Genomic DNA, 18,734 nt, shown 5'->3' on the forward strand with positions numbered 1-18,734 from the left:
CATGAATGACTTACGACATTTATTGCAGCTGGCGCGCCCCTGGCGGTTGCGCATGGCGCTCGGCATCGGTTTGTCTGTGGTCGTCATCCTGTCTAACGTCACGCTGCTGGCGCTGTCTGGCTGGTTTATCACCTCGATGGCGCTGGCAGGCATGGGCGCACTGACGCTGGAGTTCTTCGCGCCTGCTGCTGCCATTCGTGGCTTGGCGGTGCTGCGTACCATCGCACGCTATCTTGAACGCCTGGTCACCCATGATGCGACATTACGGCTGCTGTCGGTGTTGCGTGTCTGGTTCTATCAGCATCTTGAGCCTCTGGCTCCGGCGCGATTGCAGGCATTCCGTGATGGCGATGTGCTGGCTCGCCTGCGGGCAGATATTGATAGCCTCGACAACTTTTATCTCAGAATCTTTGCGCCTGCCGTTGCCGGGCTGATCTCATCCGTTGTGATTCTGTGCGTGTTGTTCTGGTTTTCTCCGGGCGTCGCGGCGATTGATGCCGCCATGCTGGTGCTGGCCGGGGTGATTGTCCCCCTCGTGGTGGTGGCACGTACCCGGACCAGCGGCAACGCGGTTGCGGGCTCACGTGCATCGATCCAGGTCGCCTCGACCGATCTTATCCGCGGTCTGGGTGAGTTGCAGGTTGCAGGTGCCGTCAGCCGCCAGGCCCGGCATTTGTCGCAGCTTTCGCAAAAGCTGATTGCTGCACAGCGTCAGCAGGCCTGGGTCGGCGCATTGGGCAGCGTACTGTCAGCCCTTGCGGGTCAGATCGGCATGTTTTGCGCCTTTATCCTGCTGGTTAGCGCGGGGCATGCAGGCGGTCTGGCCGGTAACGACATCGTGATGTTGTTGTTTGCGGTGCTCGCCAGCGCGGAAGCCGTGGCCGCATTGCCGACCGCCTTTGCCGCGCTGGGCGTCACCCGCGAAGCAGCACGCCGTATTTTTTCTCTGGCAGAGCTGACACCTGCCGTTGAGTTGCCCGCAGCCAGCCCGATGCCTGAAACCTTTGACCTGACGTTTTCAGCGGTGACCATGCGTTATGGGCCAGAGCATCCGACGGTGTTCGACTCGCTCAGTTTCCACGTACCCCAAGGGCATTGCCTTGCCATTCTTGGTCCGAGCGGGGCGGGTAAAACCACCATTCTCAACCTGATTCAGGGTTTCTGGCGTTGCGATAAGGGCAGCGTTGCGATAGGTGGCTGTGAAGTAACCGATCTGTCTGACGAAGTATTACGCCAGGCTATTTCAGTGGTCGGGCAAAAAACCTATCTGTTTAATGCATCGATTCGCGACAACCTGCGGCTGGTTGCCCCTGACGCGGATGATGACGCGTTATGGCAGGCGCTCAGCCAGGCTTCACTGGCAGAAGAAGTGCGGGCTTTCCCGCATGGGCTGGATACGCTGGTCGGGGAACTGGGTGCGCGTCTTTCTGGCGGACAGGCACGGAGAATTTCCATTGCCCGCGCATTCCTGTCGCATGCACCGATTATTTTGCTGGATGAACCGACGGAAGGTTTGGATGCCACGAATACGGAAATGGTGCTGAATGCACTGAAGGAACTGGTAAAAGGAAAAACCACGTTGTTGGTGACGCATCAAATTCAGCCATTAATGCTTGCCGATAGCCGACTGGTGCTTGAAGGCGCGTAAAATAAAAGGCCTGTGACGGATTGGGCTATTATCCGGACAGGCCTTTAATTCGTATTTGATATTACCCTTCGCCAAAAATCTGTTATATCCAACCAATACTTCATCCTGAACTATTCCTTTTTCTGCTGCCAAGCTGGATAAATATTACAAGAAAGGCTGCGATTAATCCTTTTTCAGACTCTTCTGTACTTCCCGCACTTTAAGACGGCAGGCATCCACCACCCAGGCTGAGAAGTTCTGGCTGTTCTCACTCCCCATGCTTTCTTCAATCTGATCAAGCAACGCATGCGAGAAGCGAATGTGTTTGCGACGGGTCTTCGAATTTGTCATCTTGTCCATATATTTCCCCTGTGAAATTATCAAAATTTATAAAATGGATGAAAGGCAAAATAATATTTTTATCAGACGGTTTCTGTAGAAAGAGTATCAGCAGGTGTTTTTGATATTTTCCCGAACCGGTCAGGTCTCTCTGATATGAAATACTATCTTACCAGAAGGTCATCGAATTCATCGTTATTTCAATTCGCGGATTCAGGATTATTCCCGGTGCGGGTTTTGAGTAGCGAACATCACGGATGTAATAATTATGCTATAAAAATTTCTGAGATATTGGTACTGAAAGTACCGAATTTTTATTTACAAAGCGTTAGCTAATGTAAACCGGCGAGAGTCGCTGGCAGATGGGGGCTAAAAAGCAAAAACCCAGCCATAAGGCTGGGTTTTCTGAATTTTGGTGCCCGAACCCGGAATCGAACCAGGGACACGGGGATTTTCAATCCCCGTGTTTTTGGAAAGCAGTGAAGTGAGCAATCGTTCTCATCTGAATAACGTTATTCAGGTTACGAAATGCATTCAAAAACGAAAGTTGTCCCCGTAGTTTCTACCAAAGGTGGTGAGGGGAAATCAACCCAGGCCGCTAACCTGGGCGGTTTTCTCGCCGATGCGGGTATAAAAGTCCTCATCATCGATGGCGATCATGCTCAGCCTACCGCCAGCAGTATCTACCCCTTATCTTATGAAGCCCCTTGTGGACTGTATGAGCTCCTCATGCAGACCGTTGACCTTTCCCGGGCTGATAACATTATTTCCCGTACCGCGATCGATAACCTGGACGTTATTGTCTCCAACGATCCGCGCAACCTTCTGCCCACTTACATGCTCAATGTTGCTGACGGGCGCGTTCGTCTCCGTAATGCACTTTCAAATCCACTCTTCAGCCAGTACGACGTCATCCTGATCGATTCTCAGGGGTCACGTTCCGTGATGTCTGAGCTCATTATTCTTGCCGCAACCGGTGAGATGATCGGGATGGTTAAACCCGTGCTGCCTGATGTCCGCGAATTTATGCGCGGTACTGTTGCACTGATGGAGGAGCTGCTTCCTTACGGAGCATTTGGGATCAGCCTGCCGTGCATTCGTATGCTGGTGAACTGCATGGATTACACGCTTCTGGCGAAAACTACCGTTGAGCAGGCTGAGAGCATCATTCTGAGCGGAGATTACAGTCAGCATTCAGACAAGATCCGTATCGGGATGCTTCAGACCCGCATTTACGATCTGGATGTGTATAAGCAGGGGCACGCTTCCGGGCTTCCCGTCCACCGCCTGGAGAAAAAGACCACCCGTAAGAGCGATTCAGCATTTGATTCCATGCATAAGCTCGCCTGCGAACTGTTTCCTGAGTGGCGGGACCGCTTTGATATGCTGGCGTCTGCAGGAGATGAAAAATGAACGTTCGCGAGCTGAAATACGCATTTCCCGGTTCACTCACCCGCTCATCCCTGGAGGAAATCAGTGAGGTGGTCAATGCGGCCTGCGCAGGAAACATCGTTTTCCGGTCACATCCTCTGCGTGTTCAGTTCCGTGCTGCAACCGGTGGGCTGTTGCAACAACAACGTCTTCTGGACGGTTCAACCGGTTACTGGACTGAGCATCCCGTGGAACTGGAGCAGTGGTATCGCACGTACTGGTGTCCTCTGCATCAGGCGGCAGTAGATGCTGATCAGTCAGCATGGCGTCAGGCACTGGTACATCTGTATGTGTCTGAAACGGGTGACCTTAATACTCATGAAAGTATTCACGGTTACTACGATGCCTCTGCACTGCTGCTGAGTCAGTATGAAGAAGATGATGACGAAGAAGACGGTCATGGTGTAAGTCGGATTGACAGTCTGCGCCATCAACGCTATCTCGCCAAAGTCTGGGTGGGACGCGAACTTTACAGGGCGTTGAGGTTATACCGTTTTGGCGAAAAAGAGATGGTCCGCCAGGCCTTTATAAAAGGCAGCCAGAGCCGCAGTGTAGCCCGTCACTATGAGGCGCTGTCTTCTCTTCATCAGTTTAAACGTCCGGGGCTGTTATTGTCCTGGGCAATCGAAAACACCTGTGAACTTTCCGGCTCTGAAGCGGGTACACAGTATCTTCAGCAGTGGATCACCCGGTTACTTGCGGACCCTGGTTGTTCTTCTTTAGCGGAGTCTGGTGCCGCTGATGGAGAATGGTTCCGTGAGCATCTTGTCCGGGCTGCCAGCCTGTTTACTGAGCTCTGGCGTGAAATGTTCTTACCTCCGTTGTCCATCCCGGCTGAAAGGCACGATCAAGCTCAGGCGGGAGCTCCGCCGCTTCCACAAACACATCTGTGTGCCAGCACTCCGTATAAGGACCGTATTCCTGATGATGCGCATTGCGGTGATTTTCTTCTGGCGCTCCGTTTTTCCTGCGAAGGTGATGCACCACATCACGGACCCTCAGAACGGCAGGATACGAAGCCTGCGGACCAACCAAATCAAGTTCAATCCAGTCACCGGAATGAACAGGAGGGAAAGGATGATTAGATTCCATAAGGTGTGGCGTCAGCGGGGTTTCAACACCGTCCTTCCAGATGACCTGACTGTTGCGAAAGAAGTGAAATTTCAGCGTGTAAGTCTTAACAGAATCAATGCCGGACGACAGCTGTTTGTTTGTTTCCATTTTGTTTCCTCAAACTTGTTAGTGGGAATAGACATGCTGCCTGCATCTTCAGACCAGAGCGGGCAAACTCAGTGGTCTGTAATCGTGCAGGCAGTCTCAGGGAGTTTACTTCCGGCAGCTGTTCGTCTGGCACCCTTTACGTATGTTTACGTCAGTGTCAATTCTCTGAAAAGGAAGGCTTTATCAGAGAGTGGCAAAGTAGCGAAATTTATATCAGTAGCCTTCCGACAGGGAGGTGCGTATGTCTGATAATCGCAGAAATATCCCGGGTATTTATTCACCCGATGCAGAGCAGTCCGTCATCGGTGGTCTCATGCTGGATAACGATCGCTGGGATGAGGTCGCTCTCCGTATGAATGCTGATGATTTTTTCCATAAAGTACACAGGGCTATATTCCAGGAAATGACGCGTCTGGTCGCCGCCGGTAAGCCGCTTGACCTGATTACGCTCGCGGAAAGTATCGAGAGCCGCGGGAAAGACGCGCTTGAACAACTGGGTGGTTTCGCCTACCTGGCCGAACTGGCCAAAAATACCCCGAGTGCGGCCAATATCGTTGCGTACTGCGACATTGTGGCGAAACACAGCCGGGGACGGCAGCTTGCCGCCATTGGCGCTGAAATTACTGAATCCGTCAGAACCCCCGGCACTGATATCGAAAGGTTGATGGAAACTGCCGAGCAGAAAATCACCCGACTGGCAGAGCGTGGGGAACCGGGGCAGGGTGTCACGCTGATTGATGGTCTGGAAAAACTGCTTCCGGAGCTGGAGCGGCGGTGCAATGTACCGGATGGTATCACCGGCACGCCTACCGGGTTTGATGAGTTTGACCGCATGACCAGCGGTCTGCAGGCGGGCGACCTGGTGCTTATCGCGGCGCGTCCATCAATGGGGAAAACTGCCTTTCTAATCAGCCTTCTGCTCAACTCATTGCTGAAAAAAATAGATTCTCATGGTCAGTTTTACAGCCTTGAACAGCCCACCGAGCAGATCGTGATGCGCATGGTTGCTTCACTGGGGAATGTAGACCTTACCCATCTCAAAAGTGGTCTGATGGATGATGAGGACTGGGCGCGGGTTTCAAATGCCTGTGCACTGATGACCGGAGATATCAAAGATCGCCTAATTATCGATGATACCGGCTCGCTGACACCGACGATGCTGCGTATCCGTGCCCGGCGCAATGCCCGTCGCTATGGCCACCCTTCGATCATCGGACTTGATTATCTGCAACTGATGCGCTGCCCGGAGCAGGAAAACCGTACGCAGGAAATCTCCGAGATTTCACGCTCACTCAAAGCGCTGGCCAAAGAGATGGGGTGTCCGGTGGTGGCGCTGTCTCAGCTGAACCGCCAGCTGGAAAGCCGTGCTGATAAGCGCCCTAATAATGGTGATCTGCGCGATTCCGGTGCGCTGGAGCAGGACGCTGACGTCATCGTCTTTATCTATCGTGACGAGGTCTATCACGAGAACACCGAAGATAAGGGTGTTGCTGAAATTATTATCAGTAAACAGCGCCAGGGACCCACGGGAACGATCCGCCTGCAGTATGAAGGCCGCCACACCCGTTTTTCTGACATCGGGAATCGTTCAGGGAGGAGCGTATGAGTAATGCGAACAACGTCCGCCACATTAATCTCGGTGCAGCCATGCTGCAGCGGGGCAAAACCCCGGCTCAGGGGGATACGGTTCCCGCCGCCGCTCCCCTGCCGGTCAGCGAAATGGCGATGGTACTCACGCTCGATCAACTGCGACCGAACCCCGATAACCCGCGTAAAGGTCGTAATCCGCGTTATGAGGAGATCAAAGCCTCCGTTCGCGCACGCGGACTGGATTCCATTCCCAAGGTGACACGCGATCCGGACGGTGAAGACGTTTATATCTTCAGTGACGGAGGCAATACCCGGTATCAGATCCTGTGTGAGCTGTGGCAGGAAACCGGTGATGAGCGTTTCTATCGTGTTCACACCATTTTTAAACCGTGGCCCGGCCGGCTGAAATGTCTTGTCGGGCACCTGGCAGAAAATGAGGTGCGTGGAGAGCTTACCTATATAGATAAAGCGTTTGGTGTACACAGTGCCAGAGCCATTCAGGAAGAGCTGATGGGGCGAGCTGTGACACTGAGAGAACTGTCAGAATTATTAAATAATGAAGGCTATCCCATTGACTATTCAACCATCAGCAGGATGGAGGATACATTAAAATATCTCTGGCCCTGCATCCCGACCTTGCTCAACAGTGGTCTGGCACGTCTGCAGGTGCTGGCATTGCTGCGCATCCGTTCTCAGGCGGGAAAGGTCTGGTCGCAGTTCGCCCATGAGTCCTCCCCGCAGTGTACGTTCGATCAGGTCTTTGAGGATAGTTGCCGGGGGTTTGACGATCCAGACAGCTATGCGTATGAGACATTCCGTGATGAGTTCATCGGCCAACTGGTTAAGGTGCTACCGCATCCCAGCCTGAACTATGACCGCTGGCTGATTGAACTGGACCCACGCGAGCAGAAACGCCGTGAGCAGTTTGGCGAGCCGCCTCCGCTGCCGGTACTGACGCCGCCACCGGAAAGAGCGGCAGGTCGTGAACCCCCGGAGCCTCAGGTCACTGTCCTGCCTCCGGATACTGCGTCCGAAACACCGTTCACGGGGCTGCGCAGCGGCACGCTGACATCCCCCGGACGCCCGGAGCCGGCGCCGGAACTGCCTGCTGCCGCTGAACTGCCGGTGAACGCACTGGTGACCGCCGGCAGTGAACCGCGTCGTGAAGTGCAGAATGACCTTTTTGGAGGACGGCCGGTTATTTCCAGCGAAACGGCTGACAATGACAGCATTCCCCTCCCTGAACTCAGCCCGGGCACACTGATGTCAGCTTTTGGCGAGGATAATGCGTCCCCGGCTGCGTCCGTCAGTTCGGTCGCCTTCGCGGCAACCGGCCTTGAGCCCGTCAGCGATATCTGGCATATCCCGGCACTCCAGGATGATATCGAGCACCTTCAGGATATGGCCTACCGTCTCGTTTTCGAAATCGCGGAGGCGATGGGCTGTGCGGACAGCGTGCGTGAGGATAAAGAACTTTTGTCTGCGGGCTTTACCGTTTCTGATGACGGCAGCGAGTTCTCCCTTTTCCTTGCCGGTCTCTCCGGCTCGTTACCCGACAGGCAGTTCAACATGTTTATGTTCTGCCTGAATTTCTTCGGTTCTCAGTCACCCGCTGATACAGCCGTATTTGACGATATCACGGTGGTGAAAACCCTGCGCCTTATCCGCGTTATCCGCCGTCTGCGGGAACTGCAGCGTCAGGCTGCGAAAGGAGGGGAAAATGTCTGATGACCTGAACGACGAAATGGCCCAGGCCAGCACGGCCCTGTTTACCCAGCGCGGTATCGATGCCGTCAGGGCGCAGGTGCATTCTGCGCGTCCGTCAAAAGCGTTCTGTGAATGCTGCGGTGCGGATATTCCGGTTGCACGACAGCGGGCCGTCCCGGGCGTGGAACTCTGTGCCGGCTGTCAGGACGTAAAAGAGCGTCAGGACCGACACCGGGCTGCCGGTGGAAGGGGGATGCGCTATGCCGGATAACGCAAAAATCACTGCCCGTATCCGGCGCCTGATGGCGCTGGGCACCCGCAACAGCAACCCGCATGAAGCCGCGCGCGCCGTGGCGCTGGCTCAGCGTCTGATGCAGCGTCACGGGCTGACGCCAGACATGCTTTCCCTCAGTGAAGTCACTGAATCAGTCTGCTTCAGCCTGACCAGTGATGCAGAAAAGGTGCCGGCCTGGCTGAGCTCACTGGCCACCGTGGTCTGCATGGCGACGGGCTGCCGGTGCTGGTTTGGCTGGCACGTTCATGTCAGTACAAATGGAGTGAGCAGCGTGCGCCGTTCACTGCACTTTTATGGTTTCAGCGAACGACCGGAGGTGGCGCTCTACATCTATACCGTTCTCCAGCGGCAGTTGCGTGCCGCTACAGACGCGCATATGTCCGGGTATCGCACGCGCCGCATTCTTCTGCGCACGCGCCGTCGCCGGGCAGACCAGTTCCGTGAGGGCTGGGTATCCGGCGTCTGTCAGGTATTGCAGTCCTTTTCACCCTCCGGGGAAGAGAACGCCGTACTGCAGCGCTGGCTGGCTCAGCGCCATGCCGGCGAGCCGCTGGAAAATATGGCGGTCCGGTCTGCAGGTAAGTGCCGGGGTGACAGAACGGCCCGGGTGGCCGGTTTTTTCGCAGGCCGCGATACCGACCTCCATCATGGCCTCAGTGGCGCACAGGCTTCCCGGCAGATTACGGCGGGAGGGCACGCACATGACTGACGTTCTTTTATGGAGTGCCTGCCTGTCGGGCTGGCTTTTTGATGTTCTGCTCATCGCTGACCGGGCGATATCAGGAGGTGGCCTGTGAGCCAGCATAATCTTTCTCAGGCCACCACGGCCATTCTGTCCTCACTGCTGATGGACGTCAAAAACGGCAATATCCGCCGCTGTGAGTCACTGGGTATGTCGGTCGAGGAAATCCGCGCGCTGAGTCATCTGAGTCTTGATGAACTGCACTACCTCAGCCAGTCACACGTTTCTGTGCTTGATGTCACCCTGAACCATGAAAACTTCTGGCTGATGCTGAATCAGGCACGCAATGAGCAGAAGCGCTTCATGATGATTGACCGCGCACTGGAGCTCGGCGGTTCGATGGAGCTGATTGACAGATACTTCGGTCTGTCTCCTTCCGAGGTGAGTGCCCGCCGCCGTCTGATGGGCATTGAATCGCGGCAGGGGCGAACCCAGGCCCTGACAGAGCCACAGGACGCTGCGCTCTGGGCTGAGTGGAAAGCGGCCGGTTTGTCATCACCTGACTCCCACCAGGCGCTGGAAGCGATGATGCTGGCGGCTGAGCAACTGGGTCTTTCCCTGACAGCCGTATGGAGCCGGGTCTGCCAGTGGTGTCGCGAGGCGAATGCCGCCGGCCGCCGGGCTGAACCCCCTGTGCGTAAGGAGGCCTGATGGAGATGGGTGATTTTTCTCCCCGCCAGCAGGTATCGCCGGCAGTCCGCCGCCGTGCGCAGCAGCTGTTCCGCGCGGCATGCTGCGGACAGAAGGTGTTCAGTCGCCTGACCATGAACGGCTACCTCAAGATAGATGTGGGGCCGTTCTGGCGCATTCTCAGCAAGGATGGCGGCCGGCAGTGGTGGCTGATGGATCATGAGACCTACAACCGTGAAATACGCCGGTAACGGATTGCCGCTGATGACCACACAGTGCCGGGTTTATCCCGGCACTGTGCTGTCTCAGGCAGAAGAGGAGAGCATAAAATGACCATTCCCGCCGACAGCATCGTGGCGCACACGCTCGCTAGAATGCAGCAGAATCTTGAGCGGCGCGTCGATACGGGCGATGTCAGCCAGGAGCGCAGCGGGCTGCTGTTCATGGGGAACGTGCACGATGCGTTCCCGCGCAGGCTGTTTCTGGATACACGCCTGTCACCGCTGGATAAAACCGCCTGGGTGATGATAAGGCTCTACGCCCAGCAGAATGAGGGCGCCATCTTCCCGACCTACGATGAGCTGCAGGTTCAGCTTGCCTCCGCGCATTCAGAGAAAGCCTCCCGGGACACTGTGAGCCGCGTTCTGCTGATGCTGCGCCTGACCGGCTGGCTCAGCCTGTGTAAGCGGGTGCGCGATGACCGGGGGCGTGTGCGGGGGAATATCTACGCACAGCATGATGAGCCGCTGGGTTACCGTGACGCCGAAACCTTCGATCCGGGCTGGCTTAAGCTGGTTGAAGAGAGCTGCCTTAGTCGTAATAAAGCGGTCCGCATGACCGCGCTGGCCGTGGTGAATGACATACTTCAGGACCCCGGAATGCGTCACCGTCACAGCCGCCTGTCCCTCATCGAAAGCCGCCTGGGCGCGCCGTCCACGCCTGAGCAGATGGTCAGTCAGCGCCGGGCTGTGTACCGGAGTCCGGAATCCGGACTCAGTCAGAAAAGCGCCAAAAATACCGCGGGATCACTGAGTCCGGAAAACGGACTCAGTACCCCGACAGCGGATAAAACACAGAGTCCGGAATCAGGACTCAGTCTGAAATCAGGGAGTTACACCGGAGTCCGGAATCCGGACTGTAACGTACGTTCTTTCACACAGAGTGTGAATAAAAAAACGTACGTACCGGGTGAAGAACATTTTCTGCCTGACGATTTTGTGAACGGACTGAACAGCGAGGACCGGCAGATGCTGACCACACAGATGGCCTCACTGCCTGAGGCGGTGGCGAAGACGCTGGCTGACATGCTGCGTGAGCAACTGCGGCTTGGCAGACTGAAGAACCCGGTGGGCTGGCTGTTCACGATGCTGCGACGTGCCCGGAGCGGTGAGCTGAACCTGCCGGAAGCAGCACCTGCCGGTTCCGGCAGCAACAATCCACAGACAACCGGTACGCGTGCTGTACCGGCAGCAGCACTGCCTGTTCAGCCTGCCAGAAGGCCTTCCCGGGATGAGGTCAGGGCGATGATCGAGAGCATACGACAGAATGTTGGCCGATAAACCGGCGGTTAAAATTTAATCTTGCTGCCAGTGGCAGCAAGATTAAAAAACGTACAAAGGATAACTCCTGGCAGAATGAGTAACCCTGTAGGCTGGCTGTTCACGATGCTGTGACGTGCCCGAAGCGGTGAGCTGAACCTGCCGGTTCCGGCAGCAACAATCCCCGGACAGCTGGTACGCGTGCTGTACCGGTGGCGATCATCCCTGTGCAGCCTGCCAGAAGGCCTTTCCGGGATGAGGTCAGGGCGATGATATAGAGCATACAACAGAATGTTGGCAGATAAACCGGTGGTTAAAATTTGAGCTTGTTGCCACTGGCAACAAGTATGTTTTTTGAGCAGTGCAGATCTGGCAAGTTAAAAGTGGCTCTTAATTTCGATTAAAAAGTGACCTTGTTGCCAGTGGCAACAAGATTAAAAAACGTACTAATGATAATTTCCTGTAGTTAATTATGAGTTTCACATTGTTGGTCATGCATGTGATTCAGGACTATGCCAGCTCTTCTTAACTGAATACAGGCGATGACAACGATGGCAGAAAAGCAAAAACGGGCCGGGGCCCTCCAGTCCGAACTCCATATCGAACTGCATACCAACTACGCGATAGGTTTATGGGAGGGGCGCAAACGGGAGAGCCGGGAGGATGGTAAAAAAGGAAAGCAGCCGATTATGGGCATGCCCCAGTTCCTGTACCGCGCTACGCTCATTAACAAAGACTCCATCCAGAACGATCCCTGGGCAGATATGGCTATGCTGGCTCTGGAGGAAAAAATTGAGTATGCCGGCAGGCAAATGAACTCTCTGATTGCGAGCCTGGACAAACAAATGAGCTTTATCCCGGCGGGTGTGACTATCAGCGATGCTCAGGCGGCGGAACCTCTGGACTTGACCGTTTTCAGCGGTACTCCGCTGGGGTATCGATGCGTATTTCTGCTGATGGGGTTCGATCAGTTTGCCAAAAAAGTCCTCCAGGCGGCGCATTATGGTGTCATTTCACGCACGCAGCGCTATGAACTGCTGGGTGATGGCAGCCGGCTTCTGCGTGAAATTTACGGATGTGTGCTGCGTTATCGCAAAACCGGCGTAACACGTCTGGATGCGGTGGAGAATAATGAAGTCTGGCAGAAAGCCTGTCAGGAGGTGGGTGAGCCCGATCGTGCTGTCCTGCTCGGAGAAAAACGCTCAGCATTTTCCCCGCCTGTTAATGAAGCGAGCGTGAACCTGCTGCGCCTGCGTTATCAGGCAGTCTGAGTCGCAGGAGGCAGGTTATGCGTCTTTATATCTGTGAAAAACCCTCTCAGGGGCGCGATCTGGCCGGTGTTCTCGGTGCCACCCGACGCGGTGACGGCTTTCTGGCAGGCGCGGGCGTTACCGTCACCTGGGCGGTGGGGCACCTGCTCGAAACCGCCCCGCCGGAGGCTTACGGTCAGCAGTACGGTCAACCCTGGTCATTGTCTGTATTACCCATTCTGCCCGCCCCCTGGCAGGTTGTTGTCAAAAAAGAGACACAGGATCAGTTCAAAGTCATCGAGCGGCTGCTGCGTCAGGTTGACGACGTTGTCATTGCCACTGATGCTGACCGTGAGGGGGAGGTCATTGCGCGCGAGTTGCTGGATTACTGCCGCTGGGAAGGCCTGGTGCAGCGACTCTGGCTGTCTGCACTGGATGAACTCAGCATCCGGACGGCGCTTCAGGATCTGCGTCCCGGTCAGGCCACGCTAGGAATGTATCACGCCGGACTGGGGCGCGCCCGGGCCGACTGGCTGATAGGCATGAATCTCTCGCGCCTTTATACCCTGCGCGCGGCAGAGGCGGGTTTTGATGGCGTGGTTTCGGTCGGCCGGGTGCAGACGCCGACGCTGGCGCTGGTTGTCCGGCGGGACCGGGAAATCGCTTCCTTTGTGCCGAAACCTTACTGGCAGGTTAAAGCGATCATTTCCGCCGCTGGCCTCACCTTTCCGGCGCAGTGGGTGCCGGCTAAGGTGTATACCGACGAGGAAAAGCGCTGTGTTCACCAGAACATTGCGCAGCAGGTGGCGCAGCTTTGCCGGCAGACAGGTCACGCAGTGGTGACAGAATGCGACACAAAGCGGGAAAAAGCTGCCGCGCCGCTGGCTTTTTCTCTCGGGTCTCTGCAGCAGGCATGTGGCAGGTTGTGGGATATGTCCCCGCAGCAGGTGCTGGATACTGCCCAGAGCCTGTATGAAAAGCACAAGGCGACGACCTACCCCCGCACCGACTGCGGTTATCTGCCCGAATCCATGCGTGAGGAGATTTCCGGCGTGCTCGATGCCATCGGCCGCACCGACCCGGAATGTTCGCCGGTGCTGGCCCGCCTCGACAGAACCTTTGTCTCGCGCATCTGGAACGACAAAAAAATCACGGCACACCACGGTATTATCCCCACCCGCAACGCGTTTCAGCTGTCCGCACTAACGGAAGCCGAGCGTAACGTTTATCTGCTCATCCGCCGTAACTATCTGGCCCAGTTCCTGCCCCTGCACGAGTCTGATATCACCCGCCTGCAGTTTGACATCGGCGGACAGCTGTTCCGCACCACGGGGCGGACGGAGGTCATTAAGGGCTGGAAAGCCCTGTTTGAAAAGGCCGGTGATGATGAGCCGCAGGAGGAGGATGACGCGGCAGTGGCCCTGCCGCCGCTTGCCCGGAATGACCGCTGCGCCGTGACCGGTGCGGAGGTGACGCAGCTGATGACCCGCCCGCCGGCGCACTACACCTTTGCCACGCTGATTGGTGCCATGATGAACGCGGCAGCATTCGTCACCGACATCGCACTGCGTAAAGTGCTTAAAGACAACGCAGGCCTGGGCACCGAAGCCACCAGGGCGGGTATTGTTGAGCAGTTGCTGAACCGACGCTTCATTGAGCGGAAAGGCAGCAAGGTCATGACGACCGAACTGGGCGCCGATGTGATCGATGCCCTGCCGCCCCAGCTGACCGAGCCGGGCATGACGGCACTGTGGGAGCAGGCGCTGGACGAGGTTGCCGCCGGGCGCATGTCACTGGAGGACTTCCTGCATCGGCAGGCTGGCTGGACGCGCAACCTGGTCAGCCTGGGGGCACAGCAGCAGGTCCGCATCCGCGTGCCCCCCACGCCTCCCTGTCCGCTGTGCAGCGGGAAAACGCGCCTGCGTAAGGGGGAGAAAGGCGAGTTCTGGAGCTGCCTGCGCTATCCGGCATGCAAAGGTGTCATCAACATCGGCAGCACCAAAAAGAAACGTCCGCGCAGGGCTAAGTCTCCTGAATCAAAGAAGAATTAATCCGCCGACTCCGATTGCGGGTCGTCAGGGGCTTTGCTATTGTGACCCCGGCTCTGAAGCCGCACCCCGTGACTGCGGGTTCCGTCAGCATCTAATGCATGTGCTGGCGGAATACAGTCTGACCGGTCCCGTCCACACCTGAACGGGAGCCGGTAAGGCACAAAAACTCCGTGAAACCCGTGCCGGGCCCTTTCAGCCTGCGGAGCCACTGCGTTACGCAGATTAACCTCAGGTCGATGGTGCAGACCTCAGAAGGCGGTGCCGCAGGGCACCGCTTTTTTATTTTGGTGTACTGATGATTTTTTGCACGCTGCGGCGTTGACAACCGCAGCGCCAGAATGAATGATAATGAGGCTTATCGTTGTCGTTCCGACAACTGCCAATGCCTGGGTGATTTGAGACAGGCGCCTTCGGGTAATCACAGCCAATGCCACATTAACCTGAGAGTGGCGCCTTCGGGTGGTTTAAACCTGTTAACCTTTGCAAACAGGGACCTGATAACCAGGTTAAGGTCCATTTCACCAATTCAGCCAGTCGGCAACCCTTGCTGACCTCCCTGCGGGAAACACTTCCCGTACGGGACAGATGTTTCTCCGCAACCTGTTCAGTTTTTACTCCGGAGAAACCATCATGACTGCAAACACTGCCACCCCTGCTTCAAACGACTCTGCTTCTGGTACTCAGCAGAAAAAAGAGTTTTTCAACCTTAACGTCAGTGGTATCGGCTATCTCAGTTCGATACGCCGCGTACAGGGCCCCAACGGCGAATTCACCTGCGCTGTTATCAATGCCCTGACCGGTCCGACGGACAATGCGTCTTATACCCGTTTCGATGTCACCATCGCGGGAGCAGAGACCACCAAACTTATCAACCGCTGCCAGAAGGCCGTTGATGAAGAAGAAAAGGTGCTGACTGGCTTCGTGCTGAGCGGACTGAAAGCCGATGTGTTTACCCTGCAGTCGGGGGAGCACGCCGGTGAAAGCCGCCCTTCCCTGAAGGCCCGCCTGATTAAGGTGGAGTTCATCAAGAAAGGACAGGACGTCGTTTATCAGGCCCCCAATGCTTCCCAGACGCCGGAATCCGGTTCATCGGCTCCGAAAGAGTACGATGCGAACTCATTCTAAGCGTCACGGACACACCACCGGAACACATCCCGGTGGGTGTGCTCCTCTCAACCCCATTCTTAAGAGGAAATCATTATGTCCGCACGCGGCGTCAACAAGGTGATTATTGTCGGTCACTTAGGGCAGGACCCTGAAGTACGTTACATGCCAAATGGTAATGCAGTGACCGGATTAAATCTGGCCACATCTGAAACCTGGCGTGATAAACAGACCGGTGAAAACCGTGAAAATACTGAATGGCATCGTGTCGTGCTGTTTGGCAAGCTGGCTGAGGTGGCCGGTGAATACCTGCGCAAGGGTTCACAGGTGTATATCGAAGGTCAGCTGCGCACCCGAAAATGGACGGACAACAGCGGCACTGACCGCTGGACAACCGAAATCGTTGTAGGGGTAAACGGAACGATGCAGATGCTGGGCGGTGGTCGTAACAACGGCACCAGTACCACTGGAAACAATGCGCCGTCAGGTCAGCAGAGTGGCTGGGGCGAGCCTCAGCAACCTCAGCAGACACCGTCAGCGCCACGAAATACGGCGAATGAGCCACCGATGGATTTTGACGACGATATTCCGTTTGCGCCGCTCGGGCTCAGTATCCCGAACCATGCGTTATACGCGATTTCATAATACTAATGCCGGTTATTCCGGCATTTTCTTTAACGATAACAGCAGGGTTGATTGAGCAGATCTGATCAATTTTGACTGTCACCCTTTTCTCTGACAGACTCAGGTGCTACCTCATTTCTGAGTTTCAGGAGGGATTATGACAACCCGATATGACAGTGACTTTTATGGCTGGACCAGAGAACAGGCAGATTTGCTGCGCTCAGGCAAGCTCGCACAACTGGACACTGTGAACCTTCTGGAGGAAATCGAAAGTATGGGCAACAGCCAGAGGAATGAGCTGGAATCCAGACTGGAGGTTCTGTTTCTTCATTTACTGAAGTGGACATTCCAGCCCTCCCACAGGGGAAAAAGCTGGCAGCTCACCATAGCAGAACAACGACGGAAAATTGAACGTCGCCTGGCGAAAAGTCCAAGTCTGAAACATGATCTGGATGAAATAGCCCTGGATGCTTATGGTGATGCCATTTTGTCTGCGGCGCGTGAAACAGGCATGGATGAACATGTTTTTCCTGAGTCCTGCCCCTGGTCGGTTGAACAGGCAATGACGCATGATTTCTTTCCAGGCTGACTGATATACATCGATGATAAAGCCAGCTTTTTGCTGGCTTTTTTTTTGGGTAATTCATTCCCATCTGGATGCCACTGAGCCAGCCGGATGTACTGCCACTGGGGCAGACTTTCATGTGTTTGCCGATAACGCCATCAGACCATAAAACTGGCTTTTATGGTCTGACGGCGTTGCCCCGAAGGGGATCTTTGCATCATGGTGACATATTTACCGGTATTCCCTGTACACGCACAGAAGCAGAATAGTCAGCATCCTGTTTCTGAGGTCGTCTGCTATGTCACGTTATGCCGGAGCGAAAAAGAATCTCAGGTTATCGAATATCACCTGGATCATCTCTCTTTTTGATTTCCTGGTGGTTGTGATACCTGCTGCAGTGATGTTTATGTTAATTGTGTTGTTGTGCATATTCAGGGGAACGTATGCTGAGAGGGGCTGTTCCCCGGTGCCCTCATCACACAATCAGCCCCTCACTGAACAGCAGATAAACACTGACTGTGCACGCCGCACTGGCATCATTACCCCCGCTGAATAATTGGGATAAAACCGCACTAGTGCGCTGTTGGTGACAGCTGTCCCGATCCATCCTTAACCTGCCCGACTGACTCCGCGCTGTTTTTCTTCAGCTCCGGGAAAGAGTTTCGCATTGCCCGCATTTTCATCACCGCCAGAATAGCACTCCTGACTAAGACTATTCCTGGGGTAGATCCTGATGGCAGTACCTTCACGACGCGCGACAAACGGTGCCGGACTGCTCGCCTGCTCCGTCCTGCTGGCCGGCTGCAGCCACACGGTTTCGGACACCGCATCCTATCCTGCCGGGCGCTATCAGCAGCCCGCCCGTTTTGATGATATTTACCGCACCCGCGTACCTGAAGTTGTGCGCTATGACCGCTACACGCTGGCCAGTACGCGTCCGGACGATGCGCAGCGCGACCCGCTCAGCCAGATAATTGATATCACCATGCCGTCGCAGCTGGTCAGCACCGTCGGCGAAGGGTTCCGCTATCTGCTGCTGGAGTCAGGGTATTCACTGTGCTCAGCCACTTCTTCAGCATTTTCGGAACTTCTCAGCCGTCCGCTGCCTGCGGTGCAGCGCGATATCGGCCCGGTGAAGCTCAGTGAAGCCCTGCAGATTGTGGCCGGACCGGCCTGGCGACTGAAGGTGGATGAAGTTAACCGCGAAATCTGCTTTGAACTGCGGGATCAGTACCGCAGCTTCGCCGCACCTTTACTGGTTCCGGTCTCACTGGCATCACAGCATGCGTCCGTCAGTCTTCCGCCTGTCATACCATCCGCTCGGACTGCGGGGGCAGCCGGCACAGTCAGTGCGGTGCCGCGTAATCCCTTTACCGGTGATACGCGCATCAGCAGCACCCCGGGCACCGGGCAAAAACCGGTACTGACGCCGCAGAGTCTGGCCGTCCCGTCACCGGTACTGTCAGCAGCGAAGACACCGTCCGCGCCGAAGTCCACCGCGCGGTCGCCAGCCGGAAGCCTGCCCGTGCCACGACCTGCAGCCGCACCGAAAACAGCTTCATCTCAGAAAACCCCTGTTACAGCCGTTCACCCGGTGACGGTGCAACCGACTACAGTGAACGCCGCCCGGCAGGCTGTTCCTGTCCGTCCTGTCACCTCGCTGCCGCCCGCCCCATCCGTCAGCAGTCAGACAGCTTCTGCCTATCTACCCGGTGCGCCGGTTGCGGCACTGCCCACCGGACAGGCGTGGCGGGCTGAGCCGGGCTCCACGCTGAAGGAGACCCTGACCGGCTGGGCCGCGAAGGCCCCCTGCAGCAACGGCGGGAACTGGGTGGTCATCTGGCCGGTGTCGCTGGACTACCGCATTGATGCACCCCTGGTGTTTCACGGCAACTTCGAATCCGTGCTGGTACAGGTCTTTGACCTCTACCGCAAAGCGGAAAAACCGCTGTTTGCCGAAGCCAGCCGTATCCAGTGCCTGGTATCGGTGAGCGACAGCCCGGCGGGCGGAGGTCACTGA

General features: G+C 56.0%; 17 protein-coding genes. 16 read left to right on the forward strand and 1 reads right to left on the reverse strand.

Annotated elements, in window-relative coordinates; genetic code table 11:
• Nucleotide 1: 1 nt before the first annotated feature.
• On the forward strand, nucleotides 2-1,648 hold the full coding sequence (gene cydC / locus HA50_RS01945) for a thiol reductant ABC exporter subunit CydC (RefSeq protein ID WP_084871974.1): 1,647 nt from the start codon (nucleotides 2-4) through the stop codon (nucleotides 1,646-1,648).
• Between the two features lie 162 nt (nucleotides 1,649-1,810).
• On the opposite strand, the gene HA50_RS01950 is transcribed toward cydC, so the two are convergent.
• Nucleotides 1,811-1,987, reverse strand: a complete 177-nt coding sequence (locus HA50_RS01950; RefSeq protein ID WP_084871976.1) for a YlcI/YnfO family protein — start codon at nucleotides 1,985-1,987, stop codon at nucleotides 1,811-1,813.
• Between the two features lie 507 nt (nucleotides 1,988-2,494).
• On the opposite strand from HA50_RS01950, the gene HA50_RS01955 reads away from it, so the two are divergent.
• From HA50_RS01955 to pilL2, 15 genes are all read left to right on the forward strand, one after another.
• A complete protein-coding gene (locus HA50_RS01955; RefSeq protein WP_084871978.1) occupies nucleotides 2,495-3,379 on the forward strand; it encodes a ParA family protein in 885 nt (294 codons plus the stop codon).
• Nucleotides 3,376-4,482, forward strand: a complete 1,107-nt coding sequence (locus HA50_RS01960; RefSeq protein ID WP_084871981.1) for a hypothetical protein — start codon at nucleotides 3,376-3,378, stop codon at nucleotides 4,480-4,482. Before HA50_RS01955 ends, HA50_RS01960 begins: the two co-directional genes overlap by 4 nt.
• A gap of 377 nt (nucleotides 4,483-4,859) precedes the next feature.
• Nucleotides 4,860-6,224, forward strand: a complete 1,365-nt coding sequence (dnaB-PI, locus tag HA50_RS01970; RefSeq protein WP_084871985.1) for an SPI-7-type island replicative DNA helicase — start codon at nucleotides 4,860-4,862, stop codon at nucleotides 6,222-6,224.
• The gene (locus tag HA50_RS01975) at nucleotides 6,221-7,936 is read left to right on the forward strand and encodes a ParB family protein (RefSeq protein WP_084871988.1); all 1,716 of its coding nucleotides are present in this window, start codon (nucleotides 6,221-6,223) and stop codon (nucleotides 7,934-7,936) included. Before dnaB-PI ends, HA50_RS01975 begins: the two co-directional genes overlap by 4 nt.
• Complete coding sequence (locus HA50_RS01980) at nucleotides 7,929-8,186, forward strand: TraR/DksA C4-type zinc finger protein (RefSeq protein ID WP_084871990.1); 258 nt, start codon at nucleotides 7,929-7,931, stop codon at nucleotides 8,184-8,186. The genes HA50_RS01975 and HA50_RS01980 overlap by 8 nt, the downstream gene beginning before the upstream one ends.
• Nucleotides 8,176-8,919 (forward strand): DUF2786 domain-containing protein, encoded by a 744-nt coding sequence (locus tag HA50_RS01985; protein ID WP_084871992.1) that lies wholly within the window; start codon nucleotides 8,176-8,178, stop codon nucleotides 8,917-8,919. Before HA50_RS01980 ends, HA50_RS01985 begins: the two co-directional genes overlap by 11 nt.
• 84 nt (nucleotides 8,920-9,003) lie before the next feature.
• A complete protein-coding gene (locus HA50_RS01990; RefSeq protein WP_084871994.1) occupies nucleotides 9,004-9,603 on the forward strand; it encodes a DUF2857 domain-containing protein in 600 nt (199 codons plus the stop codon).
• A complete protein-coding gene (locus tag HA50_RS01995) occupies nucleotides 9,603-9,833 on the forward strand; it encodes a ParE family toxin-like protein (protein ID WP_084871996.1) in 231 nt (76 codons plus the stop codon). Before HA50_RS01990 ends, HA50_RS01995 begins: the two co-directional genes overlap by 1 nt.
• A gap of 78 nt (nucleotides 9,834-9,911) precedes the next feature.
• Nucleotides 9,912-11,141, forward strand: coding sequence for an STY4528 family pathogenicity island replication protein (locus tag HA50_RS02000; RefSeq protein ID WP_084871998.1), 1,230 nt, complete (start codon nucleotides 9,912-9,914; stop codon nucleotides 11,139-11,141).
• A gap of 530 nt (nucleotides 11,142-11,671) precedes the next feature.
• A complete protein-coding gene (locus HA50_RS02005) occupies nucleotides 11,672-12,391 on the forward strand; it encodes a PFL_4669 family integrating conjugative element protein (RefSeq protein ID WP_084872000.1) in 720 nt (239 codons plus the stop codon).
• Nucleotides 12,392-12,408: 17 nt separating this feature from the next.
• Complete coding sequence (locus HA50_RS02010) at nucleotides 12,409-14,421, forward strand: DNA topoisomerase III (protein WP_084872002.1); 2,013 nt, start codon at nucleotides 12,409-12,411, stop codon at nucleotides 14,419-14,421.
• Nucleotides 14,422-15,051: 630 nt separating this feature from the next.
• Nucleotides 15,052-15,546 (forward strand): STY4534 family ICE replication protein, encoded by a 495-nt coding sequence (locus tag HA50_RS02015; protein ID WP_084878280.1) that lies wholly within the window; start codon nucleotides 15,052-15,054, stop codon nucleotides 15,544-15,546.
• A gap of 75 nt (nucleotides 15,547-15,621) precedes the next feature.
• Complete coding sequence (locus HA50_RS02020) at nucleotides 15,622-16,170, forward strand: single-stranded DNA-binding protein (RefSeq protein WP_084872003.1); 549 nt, start codon at nucleotides 15,622-15,624, stop codon at nucleotides 16,168-16,170.
• 136 nt (nucleotides 16,171-16,306) lie between these two features.
• Nucleotides 16,307-16,738, forward strand: coding sequence for a DUF29 domain-containing protein (locus HA50_RS02025; RefSeq protein WP_084872006.1), 432 nt, complete (start codon nucleotides 16,307-16,309; stop codon nucleotides 16,736-16,738).
• A gap of 709 nt (nucleotides 16,739-17,447) precedes the next feature.
• Entirely contained in the window at nucleotides 17,448-18,734 is a 1,287-nt protein-coding gene (gene pilL2 / locus HA50_RS02030) for a PFGI-1 class ICE element type IV pilus protein PilL2 (protein WP_084872007.1), read from the forward strand.

Source organism: Pantoea cypripedii (assembly GCF_002095535.1).
Classification (GTDB): domain Bacteria; phylum Pseudomonadota; class Gammaproteobacteria; order Enterobacterales; family Enterobacteriaceae; genus Pantoea; species Pantoea cypripedii.